This is a genomic window from Acidimicrobiia bacterium (genome assembly GCA_012959995.1).
Taxonomy (GTDB): Bacteria; Actinomycetota; Acidimicrobiia; order Acidimicrobiales; family MedAcidi-G1; genus MedAcidi-G2B.
Window position 1 is genome coordinate 110,633 of sequence record DUCC01000010.1, and the last position, 13,458, is coordinate 124,090.

The window sequence follows — 13,458 nt, forward strand, 5'->3', positions numbered from 1 at the left end:
CCAGTGGGCCTACTCATTGACCGGCTACCGCCCGGCACCGACCCCGATGACCTGTTGCTGGGTTTCATTGAGTGGGTGAGCGAACAAGGCCTTGAGCTGTACCCGGCTCAAGAGGAAGCCATTTTAGAAATCTTGGCCGGCAACCATGTTGTTTTGGCTACCCCCACCGGGTCAGGGAAGTCGTTGGTGGCCACCGCAGCCCACGCCGCAGCGTTGGCCCGCGGGCAACGCAGTGTGTACACCGCCCCCATCAAAGCCTTGGTGTCAGAAAAGTTTTTTGCCCTAACTCGAGATTTTGGGGCCGACAATGTGGGCATGGTTACCGGCGATGCGGCGGTCAACCCTGATGCCCCCATCATTGCCTGCACCGCAGAAATCTTGGCCCATCAAGCCTTGCGTGAAGGCCCCCAAGCCGACGTGGGTTTAGTCATTGCCGACGAGTTTCATTTTTACGCCGACCCGCAACGAGGCTGGGCCTGGCAAGTGCCGTTGCTGCAACTACCCCAAAGCCAGTTTTTGTTGATGTCGGCCACTTTGGGCCCCACCAAACACTTCGAAGATGACCTGACCCAGCGCACTGGTCGCCCCACTATCACGGTGGGCGGCACGGTTCGCCCGGTGCCTTTAACCTTCGAGTTTCGTGAAACCCCTCTGCATGAATCCATCGATGAGTTAGTCACCAGCGACCGGGCACCTATTTACCTTGTGCATTTCACTCAAGCCGCCGCCGCCGAAAAAGCTCAGGACCTCTGCAGCCTGAGCGTGCTCAGCAAAGAAGAAAAAGCGGCTATCCGCAGCGAAGTAGCAGGCTTTCGTTTTGACACCCCGATCGGCAAGGACCTCAAAAGGTTTTTGAGCCACGGCATCGGGCTCCACCACGCCGGCCTGCTCCCCCGCTACCGGTTACTTATAGAAAAACTCGCCCAAGCGGGTTTGCTAAAACTCATTTGCGGCACCGACACCTTGGGCGTAGGGGTCAATGTGCCTATCCGTACGGTGTTGTTTACCCAATTATGCAAATATGACGGCATCTCCACCAGGATCTTGCGCAACCGAGAATTCGCCCAAATTGCTGGCCGAGCCGGGCGGCGCGGTTTTGATGACGAGGGCCACGTGTGGGTGCAAGCCCCGGTGCATTGGGTAGAAAACCGGCGGGCCGAAGCAAAAGCCGCCGTGGGCGGCAGCAAGAAAAAGGCCACAAAAAAGCGTCCGCCCGAGCGGGGCTATGCCCATTGGAACGAAGAGACCTTTACCAAAATAGTCAGCGGCGCCCCGGAGCCTTTGACCTCCAGTTTTGAGGTCAATCATCAGATGGTTTTGAACCTTCTGTCCCGCCCGGGCGATGGCTGTGCGGCGTTGCGCAACCTGTTGGTAGACAACCACGAACCACGCAAAAACCAGCGGCAACACATTCGGCGGGCTATCAGCATTTATCGTTCGTTGACCGCCGCCGGCATTATCACCGAGTTGGACCAACTCGACGAGTTAGGCCGCCGGGTGGCCATTGGCGTGGATTTACAAGACAACTTCGCATTACACCAACCGCTTTCACTTTTTGCCCTCGAGGTATTGCCCGATTTAGAAAACCCGGAAGCCACCGACCAAGAACACGCGTTAGATGTGCTGTCGGTCATTGAATCGGTGTTAGAAAACCCGGGGGTTATTTTGGCCGCCCAAACCAATCGTTTAAAAACCGAGTTGATGAACCGCCTCAAAATGGAAGGGGTGGAATACGAAGAACGCATTGAGCGACTCAACGAGGTGCGCCCGCCGCAGCCCTTGGCCGAGTTTTTGTGGGGAACTTTCGATGTGTTCAAAGCCCACCACCCGTGGGTGGGCGAAGCCAACGTGAAACCCAAAGCGGTAGCCCGTGAGCTCTACGAAACCGGCTTTAACTTTCGCCAATACATAGAGCATCACGGGTTGAAACGCTCCGAGGGAACGGTGCTGCGTTACCTCTCAGAGGCCTACAAAGCCATGGTGCAAAACGTGCCCGAAGCGGTCAAAACCGAAGCCGTTCATGACCTTGAAGCTTGGCTGGGTGAGGTAGTGCGTCAGGTGGATTCCAGCCTGATCGATGAGTGGGAAAAGCTTCGTAACCCTGAACCGGATGACGCGGTAGCCCTTGCGCCAGCGGTGGATCAGCGCCCCGACATCACTGCTTCGCCTCGGGCTTTTCGGGTCATGGTGCGCAACGAGGTTTTCCGTTGGGTGCAACTGCTGGCCCGCCGCCAATACACCGAGTTAGCCGAAGTATCTAAATCTGCCGACCAAACATGGGATCGGCAAGAACTTTCAGAGGCTATTGCCCCGTATTGGGAAGAACATTCGCTGATACCTACCGATGCTCATGCTCGGGGCAACGAGTTTTTTGTTTTTGAAGCCAACGGTCAAGTTGGTCAAACCATTGCTGACCCGGCCGGTTTTCACGAATGGGTTATTGATGCCCAAGTTGACCTCGCCGCCTCTAAAGAAGCGGGTGAAGCAGTGGTCTATTTGTTGGCGGTGCGGCGCCTTTAATGGTTACGGGTAGCGACAAAGTTCGCCAGACCGTGGAGTTCTTCTACGGCTTCGTCCACTAACCCGGCCCCCTCAAGGGCAGCCAGGGCCGCCGTTAAATGCGTTTGAGCTTCTTGTTCGGTGCGTTGGCGGCCACCGGCCGTTTCGATGATCTGAGTAGCGCGTTCAATATCGCTCTCTGAAAGATGGCCTGGTTGGTCGTAAAGGGCACGCAGTTCTTGGGCAGCCCCGTCACCCGCCGATATAACAAAAGCCACCGGCATAGATTTTTTACGTTCCCGCAGATCGTTGCCGGCCGCTTTGCCGGTAGCCACCGGGTCGCCCCAAATACCCAAAACGTCATCTACCGCTTGAAAAGCCAAACCCAACGAACGCCCATAAGCGTCAAGGGCCGCCACTTGTTGGTCGGGTGCTCCAGCCAATACGGCTCCCACGCTGGCTGAATAACCCAACAAGGCGCCAGTTTTTCCGGCTTCCATTTCTAAGCAATCTTGCAAGGTAACCACCGGTTGGTCATCAAAAGCCATGTCGGCGGCTTGCCCAGCCAGCATGGCGGCGGTGGCTTCGGCTAAACGCACGGTGGCCGCTACCCGTTCTGGCGTGGGGTCGGCCAACAACACTTGAAAAGCCAAGGTGTGTAAAGCATCGCCGCTTATCACGGCATCGTCGATCCCAAAAGCGGTCCACACCGTGGTGCGGTGCCGGCGTTCGGTGTCGCCGTCAATAATGTCATCGTGAATCAACGAATAGTTGTGGATGAGTTCCACCGCTATAGCCCCCGGTAAACCCACGACGGTAGGTGCCCCCACCGCTTCGGCGGAAAGTACCGCCAATGCAGGGCGCAAACCTTTACCAGACCCAGCCGACGACGGTGACCCGTCGGTTTCTACCCAACCAAAATGGTAGCGAGAAGGCAAAAGAAGTTCGGCACACAAGGTGTCGACCGCTCGACGCAGTTCGGGCTCCACCAGTTGGCGGGCTCGGTTTAAAATAAGCGGGGTGGTCATGGCCGGCGATCATTCATAAAGGGAAACTGGCTGCGCACTTCGGCCACCTGCCCGGGGTCCACTTCGGCCATCAAGGTGGCTTCCATCCCTGGCGGGCATTCGGCCAGTACCTCACCCAAGGGGCTCAGGATCACACTGTCGCCGGAATACTCAAGGTTTAAATCGCTGCCCACCCGGTTAACCCCCACCACATAAGCCTGGTTTTCAATAGCCCGAGCGGCCAACAAGGTGCGCCAATGGTGGCGACGGGTTTGCGGCCAGTTGGCCACCACCAGATAACAGTCGGTGTGGGCGGCCAAAGGCCAATAAGACTCCACGAAACGCAGGTCGTAACAAACGGTCAGCGTGCAACGCACCCCATGAACATCAACCGTTACCGGTTGCTGGCCCGGTCGGTAGTGCTGGTTTTCTCCAGCAAAAGAAAACGGGTGTTCTTTGTCGTAGTGGTGTTGCTCGCCTTGCGGGCCGGCCAGCACTAAACGGTTGACCGGCAAAGCATCGGTTTGGTCGGCCACCGGCACCGAACCGGCTATCCACACGCCATGAAGGGCGGCTTGTTGTTGCAAAAAAATGGTTGATGGGCCGTCGGGTGCTTGCGCCACGCATTCGGTGTCCATAGAGAAACCGGTGGAAAACATTTCGCTGAGCACCACCAGGTCGGCGCCGCCTTGAGCCGCCGCAGCAATCAACGGAGCCAAATGGGCGTGGTTGGCTGGCGGGTCCTCCCAAACAATGGTGTGCTGAACGGCGGCTACCTGCATGGGTCTAGTGTGCCAGCCCTGCTAAACGTTCAACCGCTTCTTGGAGCACCTCGTCACGTTTGCAGTAGGCGAAACGCACTATGGGTTGACCTGCTTCGGGGTGGTCGTAGAAAACTTGGGTAGGTACCGCCACCACTCCGCACCGCTCGGGTAAGGCCCGGCAGAACTCCAGCCCGTCGCTATAGCCCAAGGGCCGCACATCGGCGGTGACGTAGTAGGTGCCGCCGGTGGGGTAAACGGTGAAACCAGCGGCGTTTAAGCCGTCAGAAATCAGCTGGCGTTTGCTTTCTAGGCTTGCCGTGAGGTCGTGATAAAAATCGTCGTCCAGGGTTAGGGCCTCAGCAATAGCTACTTGAAAAGGTGCGCCGCTGGTAAACGAAAGGTGCTGTTTTACGGCATGCACGGCGTTGACCAAATCTTTAGGACCGTGACACCACCCCACCTTCCAACCGGTGGCCGAAAAAGTTTTTCCACATGACGAAATAGTTAGGGTGCGCTCGGCCATGCCCGGCAAAGTAGCGAGAGGAACGTGCTGGTGGCCGGCATACACCATGTGCTCGTATACCTCGTCGGTGACCACCAAGAGGTCGTGGTCGATGGCCAACTCAGCGATTTGGGCCAACTCGCCGGCGTGAAATACTTTGCCGGTGGGGTTATGCGGGGTGTTGAGCAAAATCATTTTGGTGCGTGGCCCCACGGCGGCCGCTAACTCTGCTGGGTCGAAAGAATAATCAGGAGCACGCAAGGTAACCGGACGACGCACCGCACCCGCCAAAGCAATACCGGCGGCGTAAAGGTCAAAGTAGGGCTCAAAAACCACCACCTCATCACCTTGTTCCAACAAAGCCAAAAAGGCGGAAGCGAGCGACTCGGAGGCTCCAGTAGAGATCACCACGTTTTCGGGGTCCACACTTTGACCGTAGAACCGTTGTTGATGGTCGGCCACCGCTTGACGCAGCGAGGCGATACCTCGGTCGGGCGGGTACTGATTGTGGCCCTCACGAATGGCCGTGACCGCTGACTCTAAAACCTCTAACGGGCCATCGGTGTCGGGGAAACCTTGGCCCAAATTGATGGCTCCGGAGCGGACCGCCAACGCCGACATTTCACCAAAAATAGAAAACCGGTGATCCTGCATCCGGGCTACCAGATGCGGGTTGGGGGCATCCATAGGTTTTAGACTGCTTGAAGAGCGGTCCAGATTTTCTCTGGGGTGAGCGGCATATCTAAGTGCAATATCCCTTGCCGCGCCAAAGCGTCGATGATGGCGCTTTGCACCGCTGCGGTAGAGCCGATAGAGCCCGACTCGCCGATTCCTTTGGCCCCCAAGGGGTTGCTGGGTGAGGGTGTTTCGGTGAATGACCGTTCGTAAGACGGCAACTCCATAGCCGAAATAGCGGTGTAGTCGGCCAAGTTGGTGGTTTGGGGATTGCCGTCTTCGTCGTAGCGGAACTCCTCCAACAAGGCTTGAGCAACCCCTTGGGCTAAGCCCCCGTGTATTTGCCCGGCGGCCAACAAAGGGTTGATGATGATCCCCGAGTCATCTACGGCAATGATGCGTTCAATGGTGGCTTTACCGGTTTCGGTGTCTACTTCGGCTACCACAATGTGGGTGCCGAAGGGGAAGGTGGCGCCGTCTTGTGAGAAGTCAGAAAGCCCGGCCAACGGGTCGGCGGCTGCTTCGGCTACCTGCACCCAAGAACGACCCACCGCCGGGGTGCCGGCCACATGAAACTCTGCCGTGCCTTTATCAAAAACAATGTCGGCCGGTGCGGCTTCTAAAAGGTCGGCTGCTGTTTGACGCGCTAGGTCAATGAGTTTGTCTGATGCATCAGCCATGGCCGAGCCGGCCAGTTGCACAGAACGCGAACCACCAGTGGTTTCGCCGCTGGGCACTACATCGGTGTCGCCGTGGAAAACTTCCACTTCGTCAAAGTCAAGGCCAAGTTTGTCAGCCACGATCATGGCCCAGGTGGTGACGTGACCGGTGCCGATGGGGGTCGACCCGGTAGTGGCCAGCACGGTGCCGTCGGCTTTAAGAGCCACCTCGCCGTATTCGCTGCCCCCGAACCCGGTGATTTCTACGTAGGTAGCCACGCCGATGCCCAGTTGTTTAACATCGCCGGCGTCTCGGCGACGCTGTTGCTCAGACCGCAGTCCGGCATAGTCGGCAGCTTCAAGAGCGGCATCAAACGCTCGTTCGTATTCGCCACTGTCGTACACCGTGCCCGTTTTGGTGGTGAAAGGGAAAGCCTCGGGAGCCACGAAGTTAATGCGTCGCACTTCGGCGGGGTCCATGCCGACTTCCGCAGCAAAAAGGTCTACCGCTCGCTCAATAGCGGCGGTAGCTTCGGGGCGGCCGGCCCCTCGGTAAGCACAGGTAGGGGCGGTGTTGGTAACCAGCGATTTGAATTCGCATTCCACCCGGTCTATGTCGTACACCCCGCAGGCCATTTGACGAGTGAACTCTGGCAAAAAGGCCCCCCATTTGGGGTAGGCCCCGCTGTCTTGTAGCACTTCAAGGCGGAAAGCTTGGATGCGACCGTCGCTGGTGCCGGCCATGGTGACCTTTTGGTCTTGGGCTCGGCCGTGCACATAGCCAATAAGGTTTTCGGTACGGGTTTCGGTCCAACGCACGGGGCGTTCCATCAAGCGGGCCAGGTGGGCCACCATGATTTCTTCTTCGGAGGCCATACCTTTGGCACCGAAACCGCCGCCGATGTCTTTGATAAGAACTCGTACTTGTTCTGGTTCAAGGCCTAGCGTGCCGACTATTGCTCCGCGAAAATCGTGGGCTCCTTGTGCAGAAGCCCAACAGGTCATGCGCCCGTCTTCCCACTTGGCGGCCGCCACCCGGGGCTCAATAGATACCGGGGCTACCCGGGAGTTCACTACGTCTTGGCTAATCACCACGTCGTAGTCGCTGAAGTCAATGGGGTCGTCCACTTTGTTGGCAAAGGCAACGTTGTTTTCTAAAGACTCAAAAAGGAGGGTGTGGCCGGCCAAAGCATTATTGAGCCCGACTACTGCGGTGAGCGGTTCAATATCGGCCCAAATGGTTTCTGCGGCGTCGGCGGCTTGGGCCACTGTTTCGGCTACTACCACGGCGAGCGGCTCACCCACAAAACGTACTTTTCCGTGGGCTAAAAATGGTCGGGCCATTTCTTTAGGGTAAAAAGGCATGGGGCAAGGTCGGTCGTCGAGGCCCAGGTCGGCGGCGGTGTAGACAGCCACCACGCCAGGCATGGTGCGGGCTTGGTCGATGTCTATTGACAGAATCTCTCCGTGAGCAGCGGTGGAGCGCACAAAATGGCAGTGCAGGGCACCGTCAAGTTTTTGGTTACCTACGTAGCCCCCTTGGCCTTGCACCAAGGCGTTGTCTTCGCGGCGTAGTACCGGGTTGCCTAAAATTGAGGTTGAGGTCTGTCCTGGTTGTTGCATTTTTACTCCACGGGGTAGCGGTCAAGTAGTTTGCGGGCGATGACCATTTTTTGTATTTCGCTGGTTCCTTCACCGATGATCATGAGCGGGGTGTCACGAAAGTATCTTTCCACGGGAAACTCCGTGGTGTAGCCATTGCCGCCATGAATGCGCAAAGCATCGGTAGCAATTTCAAAAGCAGCCTCCGAAGCGAACAGTTTGGCCATGCCGGCTTCCATATCTACTCGCTCACCGGCGTCGGCTCGGGCGGCAGCGTCGTAGGTCATTAAACGGGCGGCTTGCAGTTTGGTGGCCATTTCGGCCAACTTAAAAGAAATGGCTTGATGCTTAAATATCGGCTTGCCAAAGGTTTCTCGTTGCTGAGCGTAAGCCATGGCCGCCTCAAACGAGGCTTGGGCTACCCCCACGGCGCGGGCGGCCACGTTGATGCGACCCAGTTCTAAAGCAGAGAGTGCGTATTGTTGACCGTGGCCGATGCCTTGGTCGCCGCCTAAGACGTTGGCGTTAGGCACCTTGTGGTCCACGTAAGACATTTCCACGGTTTCGATGCCTCGGTAACCCAGTTTGTTTATTTTTTTCGAAGCGGTGATGCCTTCGAAGGTTTCGCCGGGTTTTTTTTCTACTAAAAAACAGGTGATGCGGTCGTCGGGAGTGCGAGCCAGCAACATGACCAGCGAGGCCCGTACCCCGTTGGTTACCCACATTTTGGTGCCGTTGATGACCCATTCGTCGCCGTCAAGTTGGGCTTTGCAGCGCAGAGCCCCGGTGTCTGAGCCGGCGTCTGGTTCAGAGAGTGAGAAAGCAGCCCGGAAAGAACCATCAATCATACGAGGCAAGAAGCGTTGTTTTTGTTCTTCGGTGCCAAAACGAGCCAGCATGGTGGCGGCAATTTTGTGGGTGTTTAAAATGCCGGCTAGCGACATGTAGCCCCGGGAGAGTTCTTCAATGATCCGGGTGTAGGTGGTGATGTCTAAACCCAAGCCCCCGTATTCTTCGGCAATGGTGGCGCCAAACAAACCAAACTCGCACATTTGGTCGAACATGGCTTGGGGAAACTCATCGCTTTGTTCAAACTCGTCCACATGAGGGATTACGTCACGATTCACCCAATCGCGGATGGTGTCTATCAGTTGGTCAGCTAGTGCTTGGTCGGTGGCCATGAAATCCTCAGTTAGTTACCCAAAGACTAGCGGTCATCACCCGCACCATTGTCAAGGTCTTGGTGTTGAGTGAGCGGCAACAGATAATACCAAAAGTAAAAGCCAGCTTTTTGTTCTTTTAAAGCCATCCGGGCTCGTTGTAGTACTTCCCCGCCTCGGGTGTTGTTTACAAACCATGATTCGGCTTGCCGGGCCCCCGGAACCCCGTCATTGAGGGCTAAAGCAGCTTCTTCGTAGAAGTTGCGAATGTCGGCTGCCACCTTGGTGGGGTCACCCGGCAAACCCACTTCTTTCCAATCTTCGCCGCCGGCAATGCGGGTAAAAAGCGCCAACATTTCTGGCACTTGTTCCGCTTTAACCACCTTGCCTACCGTGGTGCGGCCATAGATTTCGTTAGCTCGCCGCCAGGCTGGCAAAAGCCCTTTTGCTTCGGCTTGAGCTGGGGGCAAATTGCTGGTATCGGCCGGCGGAATGGCGCACGACAACGGTGCATCGGCATCATCAATAATCTCTTCGGGGTAGTCCACCAAAACCGGGCCTTCGGGAGCCTCCAATAAAGCAAAAGCGGCATCAATTACTTTGCGTTGAAACTCGGGGTCACCGGGACGACCCAGCGGGCGTCCCAACGGAAACTCGCAATGCAAGGCCCGCGGCGGTTGCGTTATTTCAACTTGTTGACGAATGAGCGACAAGGTCACGGTGGCCATACCGGCTTGTTCTAAAACGGAAGCGAGCGTACCCACGGTACGCGTGCACAACGGTCAAACCGGGGTGAGTAGCACCAAGTCCACGTCGTCGTCGAGTAAAGCTTTAGCGGCCGCTGGGCCAGTGTCGAGGCGAATGGTTTCTAACGTGTGGTCTATTTGTGCCCCCATAAACGAAACATGTACATCAGCCACTGAGCCGATAACCCCCTCGGCGGCCATTTCGTCAAGGCGGTCCAACGGCAACACCACGTTGGGGTCCACTACCCAACCAATGCGGTCAAAGTTGGGGCTGAAATGGGCCAAAGTAAAATCTCGCCGATCACCAGGCAACAAAGTAAAGGCCTGGTCGCCGGGGTTCCAATCGGCGTTGTTGTCTACGGTCAAGCCCGCCGTGGTCACCACAGCCACCCGACATTCGCTTAAAGGTTTCGGCGTTACCCACGGTTTGTCTTCAAAGGTGTAGCCCTCAAGTTGGGATAATTCGTCACGTACTTGTTGGTCGCTCATGGAGGCATCTTTACACCCGACCCGTACCTTTGGCTACTTGGGCTTGGGAGTAAGCCGAGCCGTGTGTCATGCTCATCGGGTGACTCGTCCTGCCGCCCCGTATGTCAAAAAAGAGTACGTAACTTTTGTAGTGGAACGCCAGATCGCGGCCACCCGGTCGGTGGCTTGGAAAACCATGCTGGACCTCATGGTGGCCGGCACCGGTGGCTACACGCAAGAAGGCCACCCGGCTCCCCATGGATTGGGTGCCACCTTTGATTTTTCTTTAGGCGGCTTAGACCTTCACGAAGAGGTTATTTCCTACGAACCGCCATGGCGACGGGTCTATAAACTCACCGGGGCACCGGTAGCCCTCTACGAAGGCACTACCGCTTTTACCGAACAAGACAACGGCTGCCTTATGGCTTGGGCACTACTCATCGACCCTCTCCCCGAAGAAGCCAGCGATACTTTTATCTCTACTGCACAGAAGTTCATCACAAAATTTTCTGACCAAATCAAAACTGCCGCAGAGGCAAGGAGTTAACCACTATGCGTATTTCATTGAATGCTTCAGCCCTTCTTTCTCCCCCCGACCTTGGCAAGATGCGTGACCACGCTGTCCAAGCAGCCGAAGAAGGTTTCGCCGGCTGGTGGGTGGCTCAAACCGGCCTCGTTGACGCGTTAACGCTTTTTACTTCGTTGGCCGGACAAACCGGTGAGATGGAACTCGGCACGGCGGTTATCCCTACTTACCCTCGGCACCCCACCATGTTGGCCGGGCAGGCCTTAACCACCCAAGCGGCCATGGGTGAACAGCCGCTGGTCTTAGGTATTGGTTTGTCGCACCGCCCGGTAGTGGAAGGCATGCTCGGTATGTCTTTTGACAAGCCCATTCGTCACCTCATTGATTACCTTGAGGTGTTGAACCCGTTGTTAGAAACCGGAGCAGTCGACTACGACGGTGAAGCTTTTACCGCACATATTGCTACGGAACGTCCCGGTGATGCCCCGTCGGTCATGGTGGCAGCTTTGGGAGAACAGGCCCTGAAGGTGGCCGGGAAACGCTCGGACGGCACCATTTTGTGGATGGTAGGGCCCAAAACTATTGCCGAACATATTGCCCCAATAATCAACCAGGCGGCCACTGATGCCGGCCGTTCAGCGCCCCGCATTATGTGCAGCCTGCCGACCTGTGTCACCGACGACGAGGCCGAGGTGCGCCAGATGATGTCAGAAATGTTTGCTATCTACGGCCAGTTACCCAGTTACCGAGCCATGTTGGACCGTGAAGGAGCCGCCCAACCCGGCGACGTGGCCATTGTGGGCGACGAAGATTCGGTCACTGAACAACTAGATGCCTTAGCAGCAGCCGGCACCACCGACTTTGCTGCTTTAGAGTTCGGCCGCAACGACGGCGAAAACGCCCGCACCCGGGCACTGCTTAAAAGCCGACTTTAATAAGAAATAACCGGGTTAGCGGTTTTCTAACGCTTGGAGAGGGTCCACGAAGTCAAGGCCAAAGGTGTCGGCCACGGCACGGTCGGTTATTTGGCCACCGCATACGTTGAGTCCGTTCAACAAGTGGGCATCGGCTTGCAGAGCCGCGGTGGTGCCTTGGTCCGCCAGAGCCAAAGTGAAAGGCAAGGTGGCGTTAGAAAGCGCTTGGGTCGACGTGCGCGGAACACCGCCGGGCATGTTGGCTACGCAGTAATGCACTACGCCATCCACCACAAAAGTGGGTTCAAGGTGAGTGGTTGCTTTGGTGGTTTCAAAACAGCCGCCTTGGTCAACGGCTACGTCAACCAGAACCGAACCGGGGCGCATGTGCGACAACATGGCTCGGGTAACCAAGCGAGGGGCTTTGGCGCCCTTAACTAATACGGCACCCACTACTAAATCGGCGTCAAACACTGAGGCTTCGAGTTCGTCTTTGGTGGAGTACACAGTACGCACTCGACCGTTAAAGCGTTTGGCGAGGCCGTCGAGCACGGCCGGACTGCGATCTAAAACAGTAACGTCAGCGCCCAGGCCGACCGCCATTTCGGCGGCGTTTTCGCCTACCACGCCGCCTCCGATAACTACCACTTTGCCGGGGCGCACCCCAGGTACGCCACCGAGCAGCAGGCCTGCGCCGCCTTGGGTAGCTTCAAGAGCGTGGGCGCCGGCTTGGATAGCCATGCGACCGGCGATAGCCGACATGGGAGCCAAAAGGGGAAGTCGCCCAGCGTGATCAGTGACCGTTTCGTAAGCGATGCAGGTAGCGCCACTGTTAATCAGGTCATCGGTTTGGGGGCGGTCAGCGGCCAAGTGCAGGTAAGTAAACAGCGTGTGGTGAGGCTTCAGCATGGCCCGTTCCACAGCTTGGGGTTCTTTTACCTTGACAATCATTTCGGCAGCATCAAAAACGGCTTCAGCGCCGTCAACAGTTTGTACACCAACTGCTTTGTAGTCGGCGTCGCTGAACCCAGCGCCTTCGCCGGCTCCGGTTTGAATGGTTACTTGGTGGCCTCGTGCGGTGAGTTCACCGGCGACTCCGGGGGTCATACCTACCCGGCGCTCTGCGGTTTTAATTTCTGCGGGGATACCGATATCCATGAAATGCTCCTTAAACAGGGGTACCTTTTGCGCCCAATAGACAAAGACTAAACCAAAAGCGACGCTTGACGATTGTGGATATAGTGCGATTCACGCTATTTAACGCAACTATCCATCAATAAGTTATGCTCTGTTATATGAATAGTGCAACAGATTCTCTAGACGCCGTTGATTGTGCCATCCTTGATTTACTGCAACAAGATGGCCGCCTGGCCAACGTTGACCTGGCCGAGGCCGTGCACCTCTCCCCCTCTGCTTGTTTGCGCCGAGTACGGCGTTTAGAACAAGACGGTTTCATCGACCGATACGTGGCTTTGGTTAACCCCAAACGGGTGGGCTTAGGCACCAACGTGTTTGTAGAAATCACCTTGTCTGGCCAAGACGAAGACACCCTTGATACTTTCGAAGCAGCGGTAGCTGCTCGACCCGAGGTCATGAGTTGCCATTTGATGGCCGGCGGGTTCGACTACCTCTTGCGGGTAGTAATAAACGATGTAGCCGACTATGAAGACTTGCACCGCACCCATTTGGCGCAACTGCCGGGTGTCACCCGCATGGTTTCCAGCTTTGCCTTACGGCCCGTCTGCGACCGTACCGCTTACCCCATTAGGAGTTAAGGATTCTGGTCAGCGGTTAGCGCTGCCACTAACCATCTTGTACTCTCAGACAATGCTGGCTAGAAAGATTTTTGTTCATATTTTATTAACTGCTTTGCTCGCTGCGGGGTGTTCTATGAGCAGCGACCCGGTTGTAGAGCCAGCGGGTTCTTCAACAACGA

General features: G+C 56.5%; 12 protein-coding genes. 4 read left to right on the top strand and 8 right to left on the bottom strand.

Annotated features, from left to right (window positions below; all coding sequences use genetic code 11):
- The first annotated feature begins 3 nt into the window (after positions 1 to 3).
- Positions 4 to 2,520, top strand: coding sequence for a DUF3516 domain-containing protein (locus EYQ49_02660; protein HIG24782.1), 2,517 nt, complete (start codon positions 4 to 6; stop codon positions 2,518 to 2,520).
- Here the strand turns inward: EYQ49_02660 and EYQ49_02665 are convergent.
- Genes EYQ49_02665 through EYQ49_02695 form a run of 7 tightly spaced genes read right to left on the bottom strand, consistent with a single transcriptional unit; the run spans position 2,517 to position 10,103 of the window.
- Positions 2,517 to 3,527 carry a polyprenyl synthetase family protein gene (locus EYQ49_02665; GenBank protein HIG24783.1) on the bottom strand — a complete coding sequence of 337 codons (1,011 nt, stop codon included), beginning with the start codon at positions 3,525 to 3,527 and terminating at the stop codon, positions 2,517 to 2,519. The genes EYQ49_02660 and EYQ49_02665 overlap by 4 nt on opposite strands.
- Positions 3,524 to 4,288, bottom strand: a complete 765-nt coding sequence (locus EYQ49_02670) for a carbon-nitrogen family hydrolase (protein HIG24784.1) — start codon at positions 4,286 to 4,288, stop codon at positions 3,524 to 3,526. Before EYQ49_02670 ends, EYQ49_02665 begins: the two co-directional genes overlap by 4 nt.
- A 4-nt stretch (positions 4,289 to 4,292) precedes the next feature.
- Positions 4,293 to 5,459, bottom strand: coding sequence for a pyridoxal phosphate-dependent aminotransferase (locus EYQ49_02675; protein ID HIG24785.1), 1,167 nt, complete (start codon positions 5,457 to 5,459; stop codon positions 4,293 to 4,295).
- 5 nt (positions 5,460 to 5,464) lie between these two features.
- Positions 5,465 to 7,729, bottom strand: coding sequence for a xanthine dehydrogenase family protein molybdopterin-binding subunit (locus EYQ49_02680; GenBank protein HIG24786.1), 2,265 nt, complete (start codon positions 7,727 to 7,729; stop codon positions 5,465 to 5,467).
- Positions 7,730 to 7,731: 2 nt separating this feature from the next.
- Positions 7,732 to 8,889, bottom strand: a complete 1,158-nt coding sequence (locus EYQ49_02685; GenBank protein ID HIG24787.1) for an acyl-CoA dehydrogenase — start codon at positions 8,887 to 8,889, stop codon at positions 7,732 to 7,734.
- A gap of 26 nt (positions 8,890 to 8,915) precedes the next feature.
- Positions 8,916 to 9,632 carry a hypothetical protein gene (locus tag EYQ49_02690; protein ID HIG24788.1) on the bottom strand — a complete coding sequence of 239 codons (717 nt, stop codon included), beginning with the start codon at positions 9,630 to 9,632 and terminating at the stop codon, positions 8,916 to 8,918.
- Positions 9,633 to 9,650: 18 nt separating this feature from the next.
- The gene (locus EYQ49_02695) at positions 9,651 to 10,103 is read right to left on the bottom strand and encodes a selenoprotein B glycine/betaine/sarcosine/D-proline reductase (protein HIG24789.1); all 453 of its coding nucleotides are present in this window, start codon (positions 10,101 to 10,103) and stop codon (positions 9,651 to 9,653) included.
- On the opposite strand from EYQ49_02695, the gene EYQ49_02700 reads away from it, so the two are divergent.
- Both EYQ49_02700 and EYQ49_02705 read left to right on the top strand, forming a co-directional pair.
- On the top strand, positions 10,102 to 10,629 hold the full coding sequence (locus EYQ49_02700) for a hypothetical protein (protein HIG24790.1): 528 nt from the start codon (positions 10,102 to 10,104) through the stop codon (positions 10,627 to 10,629). The genes EYQ49_02695 and EYQ49_02700 overlap by 2 nt on opposite strands.
- A gap of 5 nt (positions 10,630 to 10,634) precedes the next feature.
- Positions 10,635 to 11,543 carry a TIGR03564 family F420-dependent LLM class oxidoreductase gene (locus EYQ49_02705; GenBank protein ID HIG24791.1) on the top strand — a complete coding sequence of 303 codons (909 nt, stop codon included), beginning with the start codon at positions 10,635 to 10,637 and terminating at the stop codon, positions 11,541 to 11,543.
- 15 nt (positions 11,544 to 11,558) lie between these two features.
- Here EYQ49_02705 and ald read toward each other — a convergent pair whose 3' ends face one another.
- A complete protein-coding gene (gene ald, locus EYQ49_02710) occupies positions 11,559 to 12,680 on the bottom strand; it encodes an alanine dehydrogenase (protein ID HIG24792.1) in 1,122 nt (373 codons plus the stop codon).
- Positions 12,681 to 12,817: 137 nt separating this feature from the next.
- Between ald and EYQ49_02715 the strand changes: the two genes are divergently transcribed.
- Positions 12,818 to 13,297, top strand: a complete 480-nt coding sequence (locus EYQ49_02715; protein ID HIG24793.1) for an Lrp/AsnC family transcriptional regulator — start codon at positions 12,818 to 12,820, stop codon at positions 13,295 to 13,297.
- The last annotated feature ends 161 nt before the right edge of the window (positions 13,298 to 13,458 follow it).

What these genes read in the sequence shown, in the direction of transcription:
- EYQ49_02665 (HIG24783.1), bottom strand. Translation starts at nt 3,527, where the DNA reads ATGACCACCCCGCTTATTTTAAACCGAGCCCGCCAACTGGTGGAGCCC.
- EYQ49_02670 (HIG24784.1), bottom strand. Translation starts at nt 4,288, where the DNA reads ATGCAGGTAGCCGCCGTTCAGCACACCATTGTTTGGGAGGACCCGCCA.
- EYQ49_02675 (HIG24785.1), bottom strand. Translation starts at nt 5,459, where the DNA reads ATGGATGCCCCCAACCCGCATCTGGTAGCCCGGATGCAGGATCACCGG.
- EYQ49_02680 (HIG24786.1), bottom strand. Translation starts at nt 7,729, where the DNA reads ATGCAACAACCAGGACAGACCTCAACCTCAATTTTAGGCAACCCGGTA.
- EYQ49_02685 (HIG24787.1), bottom strand. Translation starts at nt 8,889, where the DNA reads ATGGCCACCGACCAAGCACTAGCTGACCAACTGATAGACACCATCCGC.
- EYQ49_02700 (HIG24790.1), top strand. Translation starts at nt 10,102, where the DNA reads ATGGAGGCATCTTTACACCCGACCCGTACCTTTGGCTACTTGGGCTTG.
- EYQ49_02695 (HIG24789.1), bottom strand. Translation starts at nt 10,103, where the DNA reads ATGAGCGACCAACAAGTACGTGACGAATTATCCCAACTTGAGGGCTAC.
- EYQ49_02705 (HIG24791.1), top strand. Translation starts at nt 10,635, where the DNA reads ATGCGTATTTCATTGAATGCTTCAGCCCTTCTTTCTCCCCCCGACCTT.
- ald (HIG24792.1), bottom strand. Translation starts at nt 12,680, where the DNA reads ATGGATATCGGTATCCCCGCAGAAATTAAAACCGCAGAGCGCCGGGTA.
- EYQ49_02715 (HIG24793.1), top strand. Translation starts at nt 12,818, where the DNA reads ATGAATAGTGCAACAGATTCTCTAGACGCCGTTGATTGTGCCATCCTT.